Below are 19,019 nucleotides of genomic sequence, written 5' to 3' on the forward strand. Positions count from 1 at the left end.
CGCGTGCTACGGCGTAGTGAGCGCAGCAAAAATCTCACCATAGTTTCTGGCTTTACCGACATGTCCGATTAATCGATCGAAAATGCCAATCGTTCCTCTTGCCCGACGAACACCCTCCAGCGTGCGCTTGTCCACATAGGTACTATCAGCATAGGGAGCAAGACACAGCAGAGAGATATCGTTCAGGTCACTGCCTTTACGTTCCGGCTGGTCGTGAGCATGGATCCGCATGCCCTCCTGAATCACCATGGCTGGAAGGCGGTCCTGTGTCACCGTCCTCTTGAGTTTTTGCCAAGGCAATCCGTTGGCCTCGCAAATAATCCGGAGACGCTTTTGGAAGATCAGAAGGTCCATCGTCTTCCCGAAGGTGGCTGCCGGGTTGATGTCATCAAGTTCGAGGCCCGCATTCACCAAGAACTGGATGGCTGGCGGAAGATCGCCAGTTCCCGCAGCGACTGCATGGCCATCGTGAACAATCATTGAGAAGAACGCATCTGCTATCCCGCCGGGGTCTACAATGCGTTTGTCCCCACGCGTCGCAATCTCGACGGCCAGTTTGTCTCGAAGATGTCCCAGCACCTGAACCGCTTCCTCGCCTGCTCGCAGCGGCTTGTCCAGCCAGTCAGCGATACGCGTGTGGTCGATGTCCACTGCACGCCATCGGGAGATAGCGGCGGTCCTGCGCGCGTTCTCTTGGCGTTCGGCCAATGCCGCGCGAAGAACTCGCCAGTCCAAGAACTCATCGGGAATTGCCTCGATGCCCGGCCCAAACGAAAACAAGCCGTCACGCGCAAGTTCGCGAACCCGGAATACGTCGGCGTCAGGATGTTCATAGGCTGCTACAACCTCAGCCTTCAGCACGTCGAGAACTGATCCAGGGCCAGCGCCCAGATCCGATGGTCGGATCCAGGCCATCAACGGCCAACTCCTGAGATAACGAAGCCGTGTATCAACCAGTTGGTCGTCCTGGTGCTGCAGCAGTTCCTCCAACTGGTGCCAGCAGAGCAGCGGCAGCCATCCTCGTTCAACAAGGTCTGGAACGAATGTCTCCGCGGCACGTCGCCGGTCACAGTTGGCCGAAACCCAGTCGGTCACCAGCCCTGTCAGATGCGATGTGTCAAGAACAACAAGGTGAGGTCGGTTGATCATCGTAAGGACCATCAGTGTGAGCGCATTTCTTTGAATCTCGGCCCGATACGTTCTACCGAGTTCGACCCAAACCCGCCATTCGCCCCTCCGAATTTCGAAGATCAAATAGACCATCGAAAACAGACGCTCAAAGGCCGCTCAACTAAGAAACCTCGAATTGATCTCGCTCAACAGCTCCGGCGCACTCTTAACGGCCATGGCATTTTTTGTACTTTACGCCACTGCCACACGGACACAGATCATTCCGCCCCAGCTTTTTGGTCTTCGCAGGAGGTGCGACATTTTTCGGCTGGTTGAGATTCACTGTCCGCTTGGGTTGAGCCATTCGCGTAGCGTCTTCGTAAATATGGGTGTTTTCTTCCGTTCGCTCAGTCGGTATGTGGACCACGAAAGACTGCGCCCGATGGTAGGTTCCGTCGGCACTAGCCTCTGCCACGACTCCAACGACATTAGAAGCCTTGACGGCCAAGGCGGCGGCACTGGCCTTGTCATTCACTTTGCCCCAATCAACATGGTGGTTGTGTTGTTGAAGCCAGACGAAGAGCGGCCCGCCGTCCCCGCACAGAACAAAGTAACGAGCGGGGTGCTGGTTCAGGGTTTGGCGAAGGTCGCACAGCATCTTAGCCAAGTTACTCCGACCTTCCTCCCCCAAGTCTCGGATATGACTCTCCGCTGAAAGCCATCCGCGTGCTCGGGTGGCGTCAAGCGCTCCGAGCAGCATCAGTACCTCCTTCGGGAAGTCCTGCGTCGGGAACGGCCGGCTTTCCCAGTCCTCACCCTCGAAACTCTTGTCGACGATGTCGCTCATGCCGTTCCAGATGACCATGTTCATCTTGCCATCCTTCAGTTGGTCGGCAATGTCCTGATCGAAGCGGTTCTTCTTCAGATACGCGCCCAAGTGGTCGAACTCGTCAAATAAATGAGCGCGACGCATCCCCGCCACGGCCTGCCGCACTTCCATGTAGTGGGCGAACTCGCCCGGTGTGGGCAGGAAGCGCTTGAGGACAAACAGGTCATCAATGGAAAGAGAGATGAAGGCATGCCGTCCAAGCAACGGCTCAACCTGTGGTAGCTCCTTACAGTACGTGGAAAAAGGTGAGAACGACTCGACCGTCAGCCCGATCGGTACCATCACGCGGTAGTCAGCGCGGCGGACTCGGCCGCACTCTTCGTATTTACCATCCGCCAAGTGATAGAGGGGTACTTCGTCCGCCGAATTCAGATAATTGAAGAAGCGCTCACATTGCTTGTAGGCCTTGAGTACCAAATCCTGTACGGATTGAGCATGGCGGCCGAAATCAAGCGCTGGCGATGCGATGGTGGCAGCCGCGCCGGCCTTGGCTTCAATTAGGAACAGCACGTCATCGATCAGGATGAGGGTGTCGTTTTCGGACCACTGCTTGCTGGCCGGATCTTTGTAGTAGACCTCTTGGAAAACCGTGGCACCGGGAAGCTGGGCGGCCAAAATGTCCACGAACGCAGCTTCGCTCATCGTCTTCTGCCAAGCTTCAAAGGTCTTCTTGTAGTCCGGTTTACGCTGAAGGAGATTGTAGAGAAGCGCACGATACCCCGCATCGCGCGCAAAGCACGGATCGACGGCGTAGTAGTCCGATCCAAGCTGGATTAGTGGTTTCTTCCGGGCAGGCAGCGTCCGGTAGGGTGTCCCAGCAAAATCGCCGGCTGCGAAGAACTCTGTCTCTTCTCCGCGCCGATACGCCAGGTCAGCCAACAACATAGGCGGCAGCTTCGTGTGACGGCTCACGTTGGCGATACCGCCCCGAACGATGTCATCTATCGCCCACCCGGCGGCTCTCGATTGTTCCGCATTGGTCGCTGCCCACGCATCCATGACGTCTTTCAGCGGTTTGTCCTGTGCCTCAGCGAAGGCCTGTGCCGCCTCAATCTGATTCATCATCACCGCGATAGCGTCGGCACGCCCAGAACGTGTAGCGTTGGCCATGGCCTGAAAACCTTCCGCGATAGTGGCAGCATCGACGCCGTACACTTCTTTCAGGACATTATTGTGAGGCGCCAGAACGTAGCGGTAAAACTCGCCTTCCAAGACTTGGTAGCGGTTTCCTCGCAGTACGACCCAGGTGATTTTCGCCTGGAATTCAATATCGGCAGTGCCCGGGCCGAAGACACCGTCTTTGGTATCGGCGGACGAGGCCATGGCAAAAAACAACGCCTGCTCTCTCAGTTTGCGGCCAAGTTCATACAACTCCGTGCACTGGGCTTCGTCGAATTTCATGTCCGCAGGGACGACATCTGACGCGAGAACCGCGTGCACATACTCCAACAGGAACTGATTTTCGTTGATCAGATCCTCCGGACCGTCCGCTTCGTCTGGCTCTTGGGTAATGTTTTGATCTGCCATCGCTTTGATCACATGCTGGGCGTAGATGTAGCCGAGCAGATCATGCGGAGGCATGGAGATAATCAATTCTCGCATGCGAGCTGCAGTGTCTTCCATGTCCTTCAACAGGGAAGCAACGGCTTCTTTCGGCTTCTTTCGGTTTTTTTCGTCCATAACTGCTTATGCCTAGTATTGGCCGAAGCCTTGAACCATGAAGAGTCAATACGAGCGTCGCGAAGTGCGCGACGCAGGACTGTCGCCGCATATTGCCGTGACCGCTGGTGGCTACGGAGCTGCTGCCTTAAAGACGGTGCACCAGAACTGGCAATTGCCGTATCTTGGCCGATCTCGGAAAACTCGACTGGCATATTAGCAATCCAACTAAGCCGTTTCCCTCGTCACGCCTAAGCACATATGGCGCCCAAAACCGGCGCAAGCCTATCCTGCCATACTAAATTTTCATGTTGTTTTTGGTGCCGAGTGTGACTTTGGTGTGCTCGATGTACAAGCCATATGCAACAGCAATGCGCTTCCGCGTAACGGCCGTGCGTTGAGTGTTCAAGGTTTTGGTGCAACGAGGCGGGCAGTGTTGCGCATGGCCTGCGACGGCTACGCGCTCCAAGTGTGATGCATGGAGAAAACCCGTTGACAAGCGGTTGATCTCCAATGTGTTCGACGTGCCACCTAGTACAAGTAAACATTCGATCTGCCATCGCATAACAGCGAACATCCGTACAAGTCGGGTGAGCGCGCGTTGAGGTGGCATGGCGATGGTGAAGCAAGACGGTGGCACGCCGCGTTCGTCCGTCGGTGACTTCAAATGAGTCGCGGTTGTCTTCCGACGTAAATCGATGAGCGCACAGTGTTCAGAACTGTTGATGTCTGTGTGCTTGAGCGGCGCACGCGTGTACTTCCATGTGCGCGGACGAGACGCCGGATAGCAGCAGAAAAATATTTTTCGTTCCGTCATGTTCCTCTGAATTCCGATGTATTCCGCCTATGCCAAGAATCGCCAGCAGCGGGTGTTGACGACGTGTTAACACCTGTTCAAGATGCAAATAAGGTCGTGCGTCGGAGCAAATCATGCATGTCATCAGAAGTTACCCACGAGGGCAATGGGAAGCGCTTGGGCGCAGACTGGATGCGCTTCCAGAAAAACCAAAGGAAGTACAACCCCTCAAGGTAACAGATGGGGTGAGCGCCATTCAGACACAGATGCAGATGGCGCGTGAAAAGGGATACACGCTGAGCGAATTGATCGAGCAAGCTGCGAAAGAAGGTATCGACGTCAGCCTCAATTCCTTGCGATATGCGATGCGTCGCACGGACGAAATGAGACAAGTACAACGTAAAAGCTCTGGCGCCTCCGACAAGCGACCGCGCCGAACAGCCCGCCCCAAAAAAACTCAGTTGCCAATCGACAATCACGCGGGCTCTATGGTGATCCGGGATTCATTCTCGTTCGAGATAACGCCTGACGTTGAGAACCTATAGAAAAGCCAGATGGTAAAAATTCGCCTCGCCTCATGCGGCCCTGGACACCAAGCTCAGCGTTCTAACAGGTTTAGGAATATTTCCCGCCGCTAGTTCATCAAGAAAATCAGCCCAGCACTGAACCATCTCGCGGCGCTGTTCAAGAAACGTTGCACGATCGTAACTGTCGCCCAACTCCTCGCTCGACGCGTGGGCTAGATGACGCTCGATCACCTCCCTGTCCCATCCGAGATATTCCCGGATCAGCGTGCGGGCCGTCGCACGGAAACCATGACCGGTGATCTGCTCTTTAGTGTCGTAACCCAACGTACGTAGCGCACTGTTGATCGTGTTCTCGCTCATGTAGCGCGTCGCCTCGGAGCGCTTGGCTATACTGCGAAAAATCGGCCCCTTCGGCCCGGTTAGCGGATGCAAGTCCCTCAGGATCTCCATGGCCTGTGATGGAAGCGGCACCAAATGCGCTGGCGTGCGGCTATCCCGCTTCTTCCATTCCCGTATCTTCATTTTTTCCGGCGGACAGATCCAAACTTCGCCGTCAAGATCGATATCTTCCCAGTGAGCGAAACGTAACTGGCCAGGTCGCTGGAAAAGCAATGGAGCAAGCTGCAATGCCGCACGGGTAATCACATGGCCGTTGTAGGCTCGGATATCGCGCAGCAGCTGTCCAAGCTGCTTCGGATCGGTGATAGCTGGGTAATGGCGGCTACGTACTGCGGGGAGTCCGCCGGTACGGCCATTGACAAAATTCCTGACTGGTTCCAGAACGCCGGTATCCACTGCGTACTGATACACGTGCTGAATCGTCTCGCGTACCCGCATCGCAGTTTCAAGATTGCCGCGCTCTTTGATGCGGTGCAGACAACGCACAACTTCGGTCGGCTTGATATCCCCCACAGGAAGTTGACCCACCCAGGGAAACACGTGCAGTTCCAGGTAGCGGATGATTTTCTGAGCATAACCGGCAGACCATTGGCGATCCTTTTCTGATGCCTTGTGCCATGCCCGAGCCACCAGTTCAAACGTGTTGAGCCGATCTGCCTGCGCTCGCTCGTGCTTCTCGCGCCGAGCTTCTTTGGGGTCGATCCCGTCTGCTCGCCGCTCCATTTCCTCACGGGCCTTTCGACGAGCCGCGGCAAGCGAAACAACGGGGTACCGGCCGAGCCCTAATTTGATCTCTTTTCCACTGCGCTTGTAGCGGTACAACCAGACCTTACGCGTCTGTCGAACCCGAAGGTACAGCCCATCACCATCCGCCAGAAAATATTCCTTCTCGCGATGCTCTGCATTCTTGATCTGCAAATCGGTGAGCTGTCCCATGGTGTACCCCAAAATCAAAATCGAGGAAAAACCATTTTGGGGTACACCGCCGGGGACATGCAACCGCCGGATTTCCTTGGATATGCTCGGCTTTCCCCGGACGCAAATTTCCCGCAACGCCTTTACTGGCGGGGGCTTTCAGGATTTCAGGGGAGTTCAGCGGAAAACCAGATGGTGCGCCCGGCTGGGATCGAACCAGCAACCCCTGCCTTCGGAGGGCAGTACTCTATCCATTGAGCTACGGGCGCTTCAACACGAAAGCGCGGCAACCTGAACAGGAGCGACGCCAAAGCGAGACCGAAAGAATACCCGGTTTCGGCCGAACCGTCCACCGGGCGGCCTATATGGCGGGATCGCGCGCCTCCTGCCCGCCATCCCGGCGGCGCCGGCCGCACCCCGCGATGCGGGTAAACGCCTGCTGAACACCTCGCCGCGCCCCTCGCCGCCGCCGAAATGTTGCGTCTATAATCGTCCGTGCCTGATTAAAGAACAAGAAGTTGCCGTCACGCTGTACCGCTCACATACCCACGGAGACGAGACAAGCATGAGCGAAGCACCACACGGAGCCCCAATCAAAACCCCCGGGCAGCTCATCGCCGCGATCATTGCCAGTTTTGCGGTACCGATCGTCATCATCGTTCTGCTAGTGATCTACGTCGATAATTCGACGCGCACGGGCGCCGGCACAGACAGTCTTTCCGACGCCGAGGTCAGCGCGCGCATCAAGCCGTTCGCGCAAGTCGACATTCGCGATGCCAACGCGCCGCGCGTCTACAAGACCGGCGAAGAGGTCTATAAGGCCGTTTGCTCCGCGTGTCACGCGTCGGGTGCGGCAGGCGCGCCGAAATTCACCAATACCGCCGACTGGGCGCCGCGCATCGCGCAGGGCTTCGACACGTTGTTGCACACGGCGCTGACTGGCAAGGGCGCGATGCCCGCGCGTGGCGGCACCAGCCCGGACGACTACAGCGACTTCGAAATCGCCCGCGCGGTGGCTTACATGGCGAACAATTCCGGCGCGAGCTTCCCTGAACCGGCACAGCCGGCAGCGGGTGCGGCAGCCGCCGCGTCCGGCGCTGCCGCCGCGGCGCCGGCGGGTGCTTCGGATGCTGGCGCCGCACAAGCCGCTGCAGCAATGGCGGCCATGGCAAGCGTGCCGCAGGCGGCTGCGCCAGCAGCAGGCGGAGCACAAAGCGCGGACGCCTCGCAAGCCGGCAAGGCGCTGTACCAGCAGGTTTGTCAGGCGTGTCACGCGGCCGGCGTGCTGAACGCACCGAAGTTCGGCGACAAGGATGCATGGGCGCCGCGCCTGAAAGAACCGATGGACACGGTCTACAACTACGCACTGCACGGCAAGGGTGCGATGCCGCCCAAGGGTGGCTCGACTGCGTCCGACGCGGACGTGAAAGCCGCCGTCGACTACATGGTCAGCGCGGCGAAGTAAGGCGCTTCCGGCCCCTGTCGCAAAACAAAAAGTCCCTGCACCGTGGCGACACGGGCGGGGATTTTTTATGCGAAATGCGTTTACGCGCCGTCGGGTCAGCCGCCTGCCGATGCAACTGCGGGACGGCTGAACGCCTCGACAAATGCCAACGCCGGCGTGCTACGAGCCAGCGACGTCAAATGCATGTGCAGGTCAGCGGGGACAAGCCACGGATAGCTCAGTCCATCTTGCAACGCTTCGAGCAATTTGCCGTCCACGTCCGCCACAACGTCCATGCGTGCGATGTGGATATGAAACCCCGTGACGGCCGACGTCGCGTCGAAAGTCCACCGATACACCCCATGGCCGACGCGCAATGCGCCAGTTACCCGTTCGCGCATCACAACCAGCCAGGGCAAGGCGTCGATCGTGCCGTTCTCTACCGTAAGCGAATCGCACACGTAATAGGTGCGGCACTGCGCGTACTGCGCACCGAAATCGGTGACGAGCGTTTTAGCAATCGCATCCGTACCGACTGTGCGCGCCGGAAACGCGATATTCGACGTAGCAAGCGAAATTGTGAGAACCGCATCCGGTGCAAAAGCCTCGGCAATGCGATTAGCACGCGTGTTGTCTTTCGCGTCGATGTAGGTTTCGAGCGCGCGACGATAGTGCGCGAGCGGTGGCGGGGGCATGCGAGCGGTCTCCGATTGATGGGCCGTGCCACTGTAGCGCGCGTACGTCGCAAAACCGCCGATGCACCTGCCGCGCCCGGGGTCTTGCATCCACTCCCACGTTCAGGGCTTCTGCAGCAACGCCTTCAAACTCGCAAGCCGGTCTTTCGGCGACATCGGCGCTTCTTCGGGTGTCGGCGGCGGAGCGTCGTCGAGCAGCATTTCGGGGATGAAGCGCGACGGCTCGCACACCACGGTTTCGCGCGCGCGCTTGCGCTTCTTGCACCAGTTCAGATGCAGGCTGCGCTGCGCCCGCGTGATTGCGACGTACATCAGACGACGCTCTTCCTCGATGCGCGCGTCGTCGATCGGCTCGTCGTCCGGACCGCCGCGGTGCGGCATGATGCCTTCTTCGACGCCCACCAGAAACACGTGCGGATACTCCAGCCCCTTCGACGCATGCACCGTCGAAAGCCGTACCGCATCCGGGTCTTCTTCACGGCCTTCGAGCATCGACATCAGCGCGACGGTCTGGATCAGGCCAAGCAGGCTCTTACCGGTGTCGCCGAAGCCGTCGGCGGTGTCGTAGCCGGTTGCCTCGCTCTTCTCCGAACCTTCCGGCTCAGCCTTGGTGCCCTTGCGCTTCAACCATTCCATGAACTCGAGCACGTTCTGCCACTTGGACTGCGCCTGACGTTCGTCGAACGCGTCGTACAGATAGGCTTCGTAGTGAATCGCGTCCATCAGTTCGTCGAGCAGCGTGCCGGCGGCATCCTTCTCGGCGCGATCGGTGAGGCGCTGCATGAAGTCGCAGAACACGCGCATCGGTTCGATCTGACGCGGCGACAGGCGCGCCTCGATGCCGCCCATGTACACCGCTTCGAACAGCGACACCTTCGCCTGGCCCGCGAACGAGCCGAGCGCTTCGAGCGTCGTATTGCCGACACCGCGGCGCGGCGTGGTGATCGCGCGAATGAACGCCGGGTCGTCATTCGCGTTGGCAATCAGGCGCAGATACGCGCAGATATCCTTGATCTCGGCTTTGTCGAAGAACGACTGCCCACCCGACAAAACATACGGAATCCGCTCACGACGCAGCACCTGTTCGAAGATGCGCGCCTGGAAGTTACCGCGGTACAGGATCGCGTAGTCGCGGAAATTCGCGCGCCGCTCGAACTTGTGCGCGGACAGGCGGAACACCACGGACTCGGCCTCGTGCTCTTCATCGTTGCAAGGTGTGACGGTGATCGTGTCGCCCATGCCGTGTTCGGACCACAGCTTCTTTTCGAACAGCTTCGGGTTGTTCGCGATCACGTTGTTCGCGGCGGTCAGAATGCGCACCGTCGAACGGTAGTTCTGTTCGAGCTTGATCAGATGCAGCTTCGGAAAATCCTTGCTGAGCTGCCCGAGATTTTCGAGCGTCGCGCCGCGCCAGCCGTAAATCGCCTGATCGTCGTCGCCGACCGCCGTGAACGCCGCGCGCTTGCCGGCCAGCAGTTTCACCAGTTCGTACTGGCACGCGTTGGTGTCCTGATACTCGTCGATCAGCAGATAGCGCAGCTTGTTCTGCCAGCGATCGCGCACCTGCTCGTTCTTCTCGAAGAGCTCGGCGGGCAGACGGATCAGGTCATCGAAATCGACCGCCTGATACGCATGCAGCGTCGCCACGTAATTGCGGTAGACGATCGCGGCCTGATGTTCGTCCTCGTTCGCGGCGATCGCGATCGCCTGCTCGGGCATGATCATCCCGTTCTTCCACAGCGAGATGATCGACTGGATCTTGCGGATGAAGCCCTTGTCCGTCGAGCCGACCTGCTCCTGGATCATGCCGAAGCAGTCGTCCGAATCCATGATCGAGAACTGTGGCTTCAGGCCGACGTGTTCCGCTTCCTGCCGCAGAATCTGCACGCCGAGCGAGTGGAAGGTGCAGACCGTCAACTGATTGACGGGCACTTTGCGGCCTTCCTTGCCGGGCGTGGTGAGCGTCTTGCCTTCGAGCAGCTTGCCCACGCGCTCGCGCATTTCCAACGCGGCCTTGTTCGTGAACGTGACGGCGGCGATGTGGCGCGGCTCGAAGCCTTTGGCCTCGATCAGGTGGGCGATCTTCTGCGTGATCACGCGCGTCTTGCCGCTGCCTGCGCCGGCGAGCACGAGACACGGACCGTCAAGATAACGGACCGCTTCATTTTGAGCGGGGTTCAGGCCTGCGGACATCGTCAGTGGATGGGTAATGCGGTTGAGGGCGCTTGGGTGCGGAATCGCGAGACCGAAGGCCCGGGGGCATGCTGCGCGGGGCTAGCGGCTGGGACGCTCGACTCGGTGTGAGGGGCATTCCGGCTCGCTGCGCTCCGCGCGAGAGGAGCGATGTTAACACGGATGCCCGAAGCCGATGCCGTGACAGACGCGCTGTCGGACGGCAAGGAAAGGGGGCCGCAATGGCAGCTCGCCAGACGACAAAAACGGAGGCTCAACCGGGCTGCCCGGAACACGGCCACAGCTGCCATCCGGACGCCGCCGACAAACGCCTGCGACGATGCTGACAGCCCGCCTTCGGGACATGCCACAATTACGCTGTTGCGCGCCGCCGCCGCGGTGGCAAAGCGGCGCGCCGTTTTTGCAGGAAGACACGCATGTCCGCATCGCTGAAGATTGGATTGATGGGTTACGGTTTTGCTGGCGCGACCTTTCATGCGCCGGTGATCGAGCACTGCGGGCGGGCCAGCATCGCAGCCATCGCGACGAGCCAGCCCGAGCACGCGCTGGCCGATTACCCGCACGCAAAGGTGGTGGCCGATCTCGACGCCCTGCTGGCGCTCGAAGAAATCGACTGCGTCGTCATCGCGACGCCCAACGACACGCACTTCGACCTGGCGCGCCGCGCGCTGGAAGCAGGCAAACACGTGGTGGTCGACAAACCGGTCACGCTCACCGCCGCCGACGCCCACACGCTTGCCAACATTGCACTGGCTCGCAGCAAGCGGTTCGTCCCCTTTCATAACCGCCGCTGGGACGGTGATTTTCTGACCGTGCGGGATCTGCTTGCCAGCAGAGAATTGGGGCGCATCACGCAATACGAATCGCATTTCGACCGTTTCCGGCCGGAAGTTCGGCAGCGTTGGCGCGAGGAAGCTTCGCGCGGCGGCGGCCTGCTATTCGATCTTGGACCGCACCTGATCGACCAGGCGCTGGCGTTGTTCGGCGCACCGCAGACCGTGTCCGCGACGGTTCGGACGCATCGCGATCAAGCCAGTGCACCGGACTACGTCCATATTCAGCTGGGATACGGTGAATTCGAGGTGGTGTTGCATGCCAGCGCGTTGACTGCGTACGTCGCACCGAGGTTTACGATTCACGGCACGCAAGGGAGCTACGTCAAATACGGGCTCGATACGCAGGAAGATCAGTTGAAAGCCGGCTTGCGGCCGGGCGATGACGGGTTCGGCGCCGGCAATGCGCCCGGTGTGTTGCGTGTGCTTGAAGAGGGTCAGGAAGTCGAGCGGGAGGTGCCCACACGCAACGGCGACTACGTCGGCTTTTATATTGCCTTGGCGGATGCCATTCAGAACGGCGCGAAATTTCCCGTCAGCGCTCAGGACGCAGTCGACGTCATGACGATCATCGAGCTTGCAGCCCGGAGCTCAGAAGAAGGCGTCCGGCTGCCGTTTGAACGCATTCGCTGACGTTTTCCTGCGCTACGGGCCGCTTTCTGCGCCATTGGCGGCAACACGCGAACCATGCCGCCGCCAATGGCAAAAAGCCTGACAAACCCGAAAGGAACATAACGTTACAAATAACCCCGTCTCCGCGGTCAGCGTGAATCCTCGGCAATCCGTTGCTACCCCAGTAGCACCACAAAACGACAACGACTTCCCGGAGTGTCCATGCCCCGTATCGTCCGCGCACTAGCAGCATGCGCATTGCTCAGTTCCCTCGCCGCCTGCGTGGTGGCCCCTCAGCAACCCGCGCCGGCGCCGCGTCCTAACCCGCAACAAATTGCGGATCAGCGCTTCAACCAGGTCAACGGCCGGATCGACAACCTGAGCCGCCGCATCGACGCTCGCGTCAACCAAGGCTACTACCCGCCCCCGCAAGGCGGCGCGTTGCACCATCGCCTCGATGTGATCCGTCAGGAAGCTCACGACATGGCGGCGCAACACGGCGGCGGCCTGTCCGGCGACGAACAACGCGTGCTGAACCAGGAACTGGACAACGCGGCACACGCCATCGGCGAATAATCGCGCCGGTTCAGGCACCAAAGCAAAGAAGCGCGGGCATCACGTCCCGCGCTTTTTTTGACTTTCGCGAAGCCGCAGCGCCAACCCCCATGCCCCTTGCGGGCCTTTATTTGACAAGCCCCCGGCCCTCGCGTACATTCGCCGCACGCGTCGGGAGAGCGTGCTGGCCGCAGAAAATCGCAGGCCGCGCCGCCGAAGGGGCACACCCGCAAACTCTCAGGCAAAAGGACCGACTGCGTCGAAGAACCCGCGCCCAGGCAACATCAAGGCACCGGTTTTTCGCACTCTGGAGAGCGGCAGTAGCCGTCTGCATCGTTTAATCGAGCAGATTCTGGCAAGCTGCCCACCGAAGGGGCGCGCGTTTCACCGTAGCGATCACGGCTTCACCATCGCACGGCAGCGCAATCTCTCAGGTATCGAGGACAGAGGGGTCATGCAACGCAATCGCTCGCAGGCATCAGCCGCGAGGCGTAGCGCCGCATGGCCTTTTTTGTTTCGCGAGACGCCTGAGGCCCCATGACCGAACTCAAACACACCCCGCTCAACGCCACCCATCGTGCGCTCAACGCTCGCATGGTCGATTTCGGCGGCTGGGACATGCCCGTCAACTACGGCTCGCAGATCGACGAACACCGCGCCGTGCGCACCGACGCCGGCATGTTCGACGTCTCGCATATGTGCGTCGTCGATTTCACCGGCGAGCGCGTGCGCGCCTTCTTCGAACACGCGCTGGCCAATAACGTCGCCAAGCTGCAAACGCCGGGCCGCGCGCTCTACTCCTGTCTGCTGAACCCGAATGGCGGTGTGATCGACGATCTGATCGTCTATTACTTCAGCGAGACGCACTTCCGCCTGGTCGTCAACGCCGGCACCGCAGAGAAAGACGTCGCCTGGTTCACCAAGCTCAACACCGAAGGCAGCTACGGCCTGACCATCACGCCGCGCCGCGATCTGGCGATCGTCGCCGTGCAGGGCCCGAACGCCCGCGATAAGGTCTGGCAAGTCGCGCCGTCCAGCCGCACCTCCACCGAACTCCTTAAGCCGTTTAACGCCGCCATCGTCGACAACACGCCGTTTGGCGAATTGATGATTGCCCGCACCGGCTACACCGGCGAAGACGGCTTCGAAATCGTCCTGCCCGCTACGTCCGTCTGCGAATTCTGGGACGCATTAGTGCGTCAAGGCGTGCGCCCCGCGGGTCTCGGCGCGCGCGACACGCTGCGTCTCGAAGCCGGCATGAACCTGTACGGCCAGGATATGGACGACAACGTCTCGCCGCTGGACGCCGGCCTCGCCTGGACCGTCGACCTGACCTCGCCGCGCGACTTCGTCGGCAAGGCCAAGCTTGAGGCCGACGGCTCGCAGGCCTCGTTCGTCGGCCTGATCCTGCTGAAGGAAAACGGCAAGGCGGCAGGCGTGCTGCGTGCTCACCAGAAAGTCGTGACGCCGCAGGGCGAAGGCGAAATCACCAGCGGCACTTTTTCACCCACGATGCAGGAATCGATCGCCTTCGCGCGCGTGCCGAAAGGCGTGCAGCCGGGCGACACCGTTCACGTCCAGATTCGTGACAAAAACGTACCCGCAAGCGTGGTAAAACTGCCGTTCGTACGCAACGGCAAAGTGCTCGCAGTTTAAGCAGCCGGCGCGTGCGTCAATCTTTTTAAGTTCATACCGAATAACACCGCATAGGAGCATCCGATGAGCATCCCGGCCGATCTGAAATACACCGAATCGCACGAGTGGGTCCGCACCGAAGCAGACGGCACGCTGACGGTCGGCATCACCGACCACGCGCAGGAAGCGCTCGGCGACATCGTCTTCTTCGAAGTCCAGGAACTGGGCAAGACCGTCAACGCCGGCGACACCGTCGCCGTGATCGAGTCGGTGAAAGCCGCTTCCGATATCTACGCGCCGGTCTCGGGCGAAATCATCGAAGCGAACCCGGCCGTCGCCGACACGCCGGATGGCGTCAACAGCGCGCCGTACGAGAACTGGCTCTTCAAGATCAAGCCGGCTGCGGACGCATCGCAGGATCGCCTGATCGACGCAGACGCGTACGCAAAGTCCGTCGGCGCCTGATTCACCGCAAGTTGCACCATTACGTTTAAACCCGACAGGCGCGGCGCGTCCGATTCGACAGTCGAACGGACGCCCGCACCGCCAGGAACACCTCATGAAGCTCGAACACCCGGATCGTCTGATGAACCGCACTCCTCTCTCGCTCGCCGCGCTCGAAGTGCATGACGCCTTCGCTGAACGGCACATCGGCCCGGATTCGGCCGACCAGCAAGCGATGCTCGAAGCCCTCGGCTTCGCATCGCGCGCCGCGCTGATCGACGCGGTCATTCCGAAGACGATCCGCCGCACCGAAACGCTGCCGCTCGGCCCCTTCGCCCAGCCGAAGAGCGAAGCCGAAGCGCTCGCCGCGCTGCGTGAGCTGGCGGACAAGAACCAGGTGTTCCGCTCGTATATCGGGCAGGGCTATTACAACGCACACACGCCGACGGTGATCCTGCGTAACGTGCTGGAAAATCCGGCGTGGTACACCGCGTACACGCCGTATCAGCCGGAAATCTCGCAGGGCCGTCTGGAAGCGCTGCTGAACTTCCAGCAAATGATCGTCGACCTGACCGGTCTGGCGATCTCGAACGCATCGCTGCTCGACGAAGCCACCGCCGCCGCTGAAGCGATGACGCTGCTGCAACGCGTCGGCAAGCCGAAGTCGAACGTGTTTTACGTCGCCGACGACGTGCTGCCGCAAACCATCGAAGTGGTGAAGACGCGCGCCACGCCGGTCGGCATCGAAGTGAAAGTCGGCCCGGCAGCGGACGCAGCGAACGCGAATGCGTTCGGCGTGCTGCTGCAATACCCGGGCGTGAACGGCGACGTGCGCGACTACCGCGCACTCGCTGAAGCCATCCATGCAGCAGGCGGCCACGTGGTGGTCGCTGCCGATCTGCTCGCGCTGACCGTTTTGACGCCGCCGGGCGAATGGGGCGCGGACGTAGCCGTCGGCAACACGCAGCGTTTTGGCGTGCCGGTTGGTTTCGGCGGCCCGCACGCGGCTTACCTTGCCGTGCGCGATGAATTCAAGCGCCAGATGCCGGGCCGTCTGGTCGGCGTGACCGTCGATGCGCAAGGCAATCCGGCACTGCGTCTCGCGCTGCAAACGCGCGAACAACATATCCGCCGCGAGAAGGCGACCTCGAACGTGTGTACCGCGCAAGCGCTGCTCGCGATCATGGCCAGCATGTACGCTGTCTATCATGGCCCGCACGGTCTGAAGACGATCGCGCTGCGCGTGAACCGCATTGCTGCGTTGCTCGCAGCCGGCGCGAAGAAGCTCGGTTACACGCTCGTCAACGACACATTCTTCGACACGCTCACGTTCGAAACCGGCGCACGCACCCAGGCGCTGCATGACGCGGCGACGGCGCGGCGCATCAATCTGCGTCGTGTGAGCGACTCGCGCGTCGGCATCTCGATCGACGAAACCACCACGCGCAGCGATCTGGCCGATCTGCTCGCAGCGTTCGCGCAAGCGGCATTTGTCGACGAAGTCCCGCAGATCGACACCCTCGACGCAGAACTCCCCGCAGAGAACACGGTGCCTGCCTCGCTCGAACGCACCAGCGCATACCTCACGCACCACGTGTTCAACCGCCATCATTCTGAAACGGAAATGCTGCGTTACCTGCGCAGCCTCTCCGACAAGGATCTGGCGCTCGACCGCTCCATGATCCCGCTCGGCTCCTGCACGATGAAGCTGAACGCGACCTCGGAAATGCTGCCGGTCACGTGGCCCGAATTCGGTCAGATTCACCCGTTCGCACCGGCTGAGCAAACGGTCGGCTACCGCGAAATGATCGATCAGCTCGAACAGATGCTGGTCGCTGCCACCGGCTACGCAGCGGTGTCGCTGCAGCCGAACGCCGGCTCGCAAGGCGAGTACGCGGGTCTGCTGATCATTCACGCGTACCACGCATCGCGCGGCGAAGGCCACCGCAACGTCTGCCTGATTCCCGCGTCGGCGCACGGCACGAACCCGGCATCGGCGCAGATGGCCGGCATGCAAGTGGTCGTGGTTGCTTGCGACGCGCAAGGCAACGTCGATATCGAAGACCTGAAAAAGAAAGCCGAACAGCACGCTGACAAGCTTGCTGCGATCATGATCACGTATCCGTCCACGCACGGCGTGTTCGAAGCGAACGTCCGCGAAATCTGCGAGATCGTGCATGCGCACGGCGGCCAGGTCTATGTGGACGGCGCCAACATGAACGCCATGGTCGGCCTCTGCGCGCCGGGTCAGTTCGGCGGCGACGTCTCGCACCTGAATCTGCACAAGACTTTCTGCATTCCGCACGGCGGCGGCGGACCGGGTGTCGGCCCGGTTGCGGTCGGCGCGCATCTCGCGCAATTCCTGCCGAATCAGATTTCGTCGGGCTACGAGCGTGCGCCGAACGGTATCGGCGCTGTGTCGGGTGCGCCGTATGGGTCCGCTTCGATCCTGCCGATTTCGTGGATGTACATCGCGATGATGGGTGCGAAGAACCTCACGGCCGCCACCGAAACCGCGATCCTCAACGCGAACTACGTTGCGAACAAACTCGCGCCACATTACCCCGTGCTGTACTCGGGCCCGGGCGGACTGGTCGCGCACGAATGCATTCTGGATCTGCGTCCCATCAAGGACACCAGCGGCATCTCCGTCGACGACGTCGCCAAGCGTCTCGCCGACTATGGCTTCCACGCACCGACCATGAGCTTCCCGGTGCCGGGCACGCTGATGGTCGAGCCGACCGAATCGGAATCGAAGGAAGAACTCGACCGCTTCGTCGAAGCGATGATCGCGATCCGCGAGGAAATCCGCGCTGTGGAAGACGGCCGCTCGGACCGCGAAGACAATCCGCTCAAGCACGCGCCGCACACGGCGGCGGTAGTCATCGCCAACGACTGGAAGCATGCGTATGCGCGCGAAACCGCCGCGTATCCGCTGCCCACGCTGATCGCCAAGAAGTACTGGCCGCCGGTCGGCCGTGCGGACAACGTGTACGGCGACCGCAATCTGTTCTGCTCCTGCGTGCCGATCGCCGACTACGAGTAAGCCGGCCCGCAAACCGCGCAGCGCCTCGAAGGTTGTAAGCAGGCGTTGCGCGGTTCTGTCGCTTGTGTCCGCAAACGGCTAACATCACACACCGAATCAGCCTAACGAGGAGTTTCGCATGGCGCGAAAGGTGCGATTGATGCAAAGCCGGACCGAAATCAGGCGAACCCAAACATGGCAGCAGGCTTGCACGCTATTGCTGGCTGGCGCAGCGGTGCTGCTGCCGCTACGGCAGGCGCAGGCCGCAATGAATTTTTGCGCGGCTCCCGCGCTGCAAACCAGCGAACGCACGAATGCCGATCCAGGCGTCAAGGCGCTGGTGAGCAATGTACTGGCACATTTGAACGATCCGCCGCATGCGCTGGCGAAACTGCATACGGAAGGCACGCTGCCGCACGAGGGCATTTACGATCAAAGCGTCGAGGCGGAGAAGGATCTGGATCTGCTGCGCGACGCCGCGCTCGCCTGGCGCGCGACCAGTGACGACCGTTATCTGAAACTGGTCGACCGCTTGCTGTATGCATGGGTCACGACTTATCAACCCAGTTTCAATCCGATCGACGAAACCCATTTCGAAGGCCTGATTCTCGCCTACGACATGACCGCAAGCGCGTTGCCGGTGAAAACGCGCAATGCATCGATGGCGTTCCTGACGAAGCTCGCGAGCGGCTACATCGAGCAGATCGACGCGCAGCCGCGACCGCTCACGGGTACGTTCAAGAACAACTGGCAAAGCCACCGGATCAAGCTGATCTCGATGGCTGCGTTCACGCTGGATAACCGCAAGATGATCAACGCGGCGCAGCGCCTGTTCGACGAGCATATCGGCGACAACATTGCGCCGGATGGCTCGACGTTCGACTTCGGCGAGCGCGACGCGCTGCACTATGTTACGTACGACCTGCAGCCGCTCGTGACCGCCGCGCTCGCTGCGCGCCGCCACAACCGCAACTGGTTGCCGGAGAAGGGAGCGAACGGCGCGTCGCTGCAAGCCGCGCTGAACTGGCTCACACCGTACGCGGACGGCAGCAAAACGCATGAAGAATTCGTGCATTCGAACGTTCCGTTCGATGCCAAACGGCGCGAGGCCGGTTTGCCCGGCTATTCGGGTCAATGGGATCCGAAAAACGCGACGGAACTGTTTCACCTGGCGGCGCGTCTCGACGGACGCTATACGCCGATCGCGCTGCAGCTCGCACCGACGCCGCCCGCATGGCTCGCCGTGTGCTTACCGCTGCCGGCGCGCTAAACTAACTTTTATCAGCAG

The 19,019-nt window shown here is 60.6% G+C and carries 13 protein-coding genes, 1 tRNA gene and 2 riboswitches; of the genes, 8 read left to right on the plus strand and 6 right to left on the minus strand.

Annotated elements, in window-relative coordinates; all coding sequences use genetic code 11:
- Nucleotides 1-6: 6 nt before the first annotated feature.
- Nucleotides 7-1,149 (minus strand): hypothetical protein, encoded by a 1,143-nt coding sequence (locus KHO30_RS29625; protein ID WP_211703086.1) that lies wholly within the window; start codon nt 1,147-1,149, stop codon nt 7-9.
- A gap of 187 nt (nt 1,150-1,336) precedes the next feature.
- Nucleotides 1,337-3,679: a YecA family protein gene (locus tag KHO30_RS29630; protein ID WP_211703087.1), complete on the minus strand. Its 2,343-nt coding sequence runs from the start codon at nt 3,677-3,679 to the stop codon at nt 1,337-1,339.
- 909 nt (nt 3,680-4,588) lie between these two features.
- On the opposite strand from KHO30_RS29630, the gene KHO30_RS29635 reads away from it, so the two are divergent.
- The gene (locus tag KHO30_RS29635) at nt 4,589-4,999 is read left to right on the plus strand and encodes a hypothetical protein (RefSeq protein WP_211703088.1); all 411 of its coding nucleotides are present in this window, start codon (nt 4,589-4,591) and stop codon (nt 4,997-4,999) included.
- A gap of 30 nt (nt 5,000-5,029) precedes the next feature.
- On the opposite strand, the gene KHO30_RS29640 is transcribed toward KHO30_RS29635, so the two are convergent.
- Together KHO30_RS29640 and KHO30_RS29645 are read right to left on the minus strand one after the other, a co-directional pair.
- A complete protein-coding gene (locus KHO30_RS29640; RefSeq protein ID WP_211703089.1) occupies nt 5,030-6,316 on the minus strand; it encodes a tyrosine-type recombinase/integrase in 1,287 nt (428 codons plus the stop codon).
- A gap of 172 nt (nt 6,317-6,488) precedes the next feature.
- Nucleotides 6,489-6,564 (minus strand) — tRNA-Arg (locus tag KHO30_RS29645).
- Nucleotides 6,565-6,860: 296 nt separating this feature from the next.
- Here KHO30_RS29645 and KHO30_RS29650 point away from each other — a divergent pair.
- Nucleotides 6,861-7,760 (plus strand): c-type cytochrome, encoded by a 900-nt coding sequence (locus KHO30_RS29650; RefSeq protein ID WP_211703090.1) that lies wholly within the window; start codon nt 6,861-6,863, stop codon nt 7,758-7,760.
- 95 nt (nt 7,761-7,855) lie between these two features.
- Here the strand turns inward: KHO30_RS29650 and KHO30_RS29655 are convergent, their stop codons facing one another.
- Both KHO30_RS29655 and KHO30_RS29660 read right to left on the minus strand, forming a co-directional pair.
- Nucleotides 7,856-8,434 carry a hypothetical protein gene (locus tag KHO30_RS29655; protein ID WP_211703091.1) on the minus strand — a complete coding sequence of 193 codons (579 nt, stop codon included), beginning with the start codon at nt 8,432-8,434 and terminating at the stop codon, nt 7,856-7,858.
- 102 nt (nt 8,435-8,536) lie between these two features.
- A complete protein-coding gene (locus KHO30_RS29660) occupies nt 8,537-10,627 on the minus strand; it encodes a UvrD-helicase domain-containing protein (protein WP_093634471.1) in 2,091 nt (696 codons plus the stop codon).
- Nucleotides 10,628-11,043: 416 nt separating this feature from the next.
- On the opposite strand from KHO30_RS29660, the gene KHO30_RS29665 reads away from it, so the two are divergent.
- The 6 genes from KHO30_RS29665 to KHO30_RS29690 all read left to right on the plus strand — a co-directional run bounded on the left by KHO30_RS29665 (nt 11,044) and on the right by KHO30_RS29690 (nt 19,001).
- A complete protein-coding gene (locus KHO30_RS29665) occupies nt 11,044-12,093 on the plus strand; it encodes an oxidoreductase (RefSeq protein WP_211703092.1) in 1,050 nt (349 codons plus the stop codon).
- A gap of 201 nt (nt 12,094-12,294) precedes the next feature.
- Nucleotides 12,295-12,648, plus strand: coding sequence for a hypothetical protein (locus KHO30_RS29670; protein WP_175054049.1), 354 nt, complete (start codon nt 12,295-12,297; stop codon nt 12,646-12,648).
- A gap of 141 nt (nt 12,649-12,789) precedes the next feature.
- Nucleotides 12,790-12,890, plus strand: a riboswitch (glycine riboswitch).
- Between the two features lie 34 nt (nt 12,891-12,924).
- A riboswitch (glycine riboswitch) is annotated at nt 12,925-13,084 on the plus strand.
- Nucleotides 13,085-13,164: 80 nt separating this feature from the next.
- Nucleotides 13,165-14,283 carry a glycine cleavage system aminomethyltransferase GcvT gene (gene gcvT, locus KHO30_RS29675; protein WP_211703093.1) on the plus strand — a complete coding sequence of 373 codons (1,119 nt, stop codon included), beginning with the start codon at nt 13,165-13,167 and terminating at the stop codon, nt 14,281-14,283.
- 63 nt (nt 14,284-14,346) lie between these two features.
- Nucleotides 14,347-14,727, plus strand: a complete 381-nt coding sequence (gene gcvH / locus KHO30_RS29680; RefSeq protein WP_063497688.1) for a glycine cleavage system protein GcvH — start codon at nt 14,347-14,349, stop codon at nt 14,725-14,727.
- 94 nt (nt 14,728-14,821) lie between these two features.
- The gene (gene gcvP, locus KHO30_RS29685) at nt 14,822-17,752 is read left to right on the plus strand and encodes an aminomethyl-transferring glycine dehydrogenase (protein ID WP_211703094.1); all 2,931 of its coding nucleotides are present in this window, start codon (nt 14,822-14,824) and stop codon (nt 17,750-17,752) included.
- Nucleotides 17,753-17,870: 118 nt separating this feature from the next.
- The gene (locus KHO30_RS29690; RefSeq protein WP_211703095.1) at nt 17,871-19,001 is read left to right on the plus strand and encodes an alginate lyase family protein; all 1,131 of its coding nucleotides are present in this window, start codon (nt 17,871-17,873) and stop codon (nt 18,999-19,001) included.
- Nucleotides 19,002-19,019 lie beyond the last annotated feature (18 nt).

Source organism: Paraburkholderia aspalathi (assembly GCF_905220735.1).
GTDB classification, from domain to species: Bacteria; Pseudomonadota; Gammaproteobacteria; order Burkholderiales; family Burkholderiaceae; genus Paraburkholderia; species Paraburkholderia aspalathi.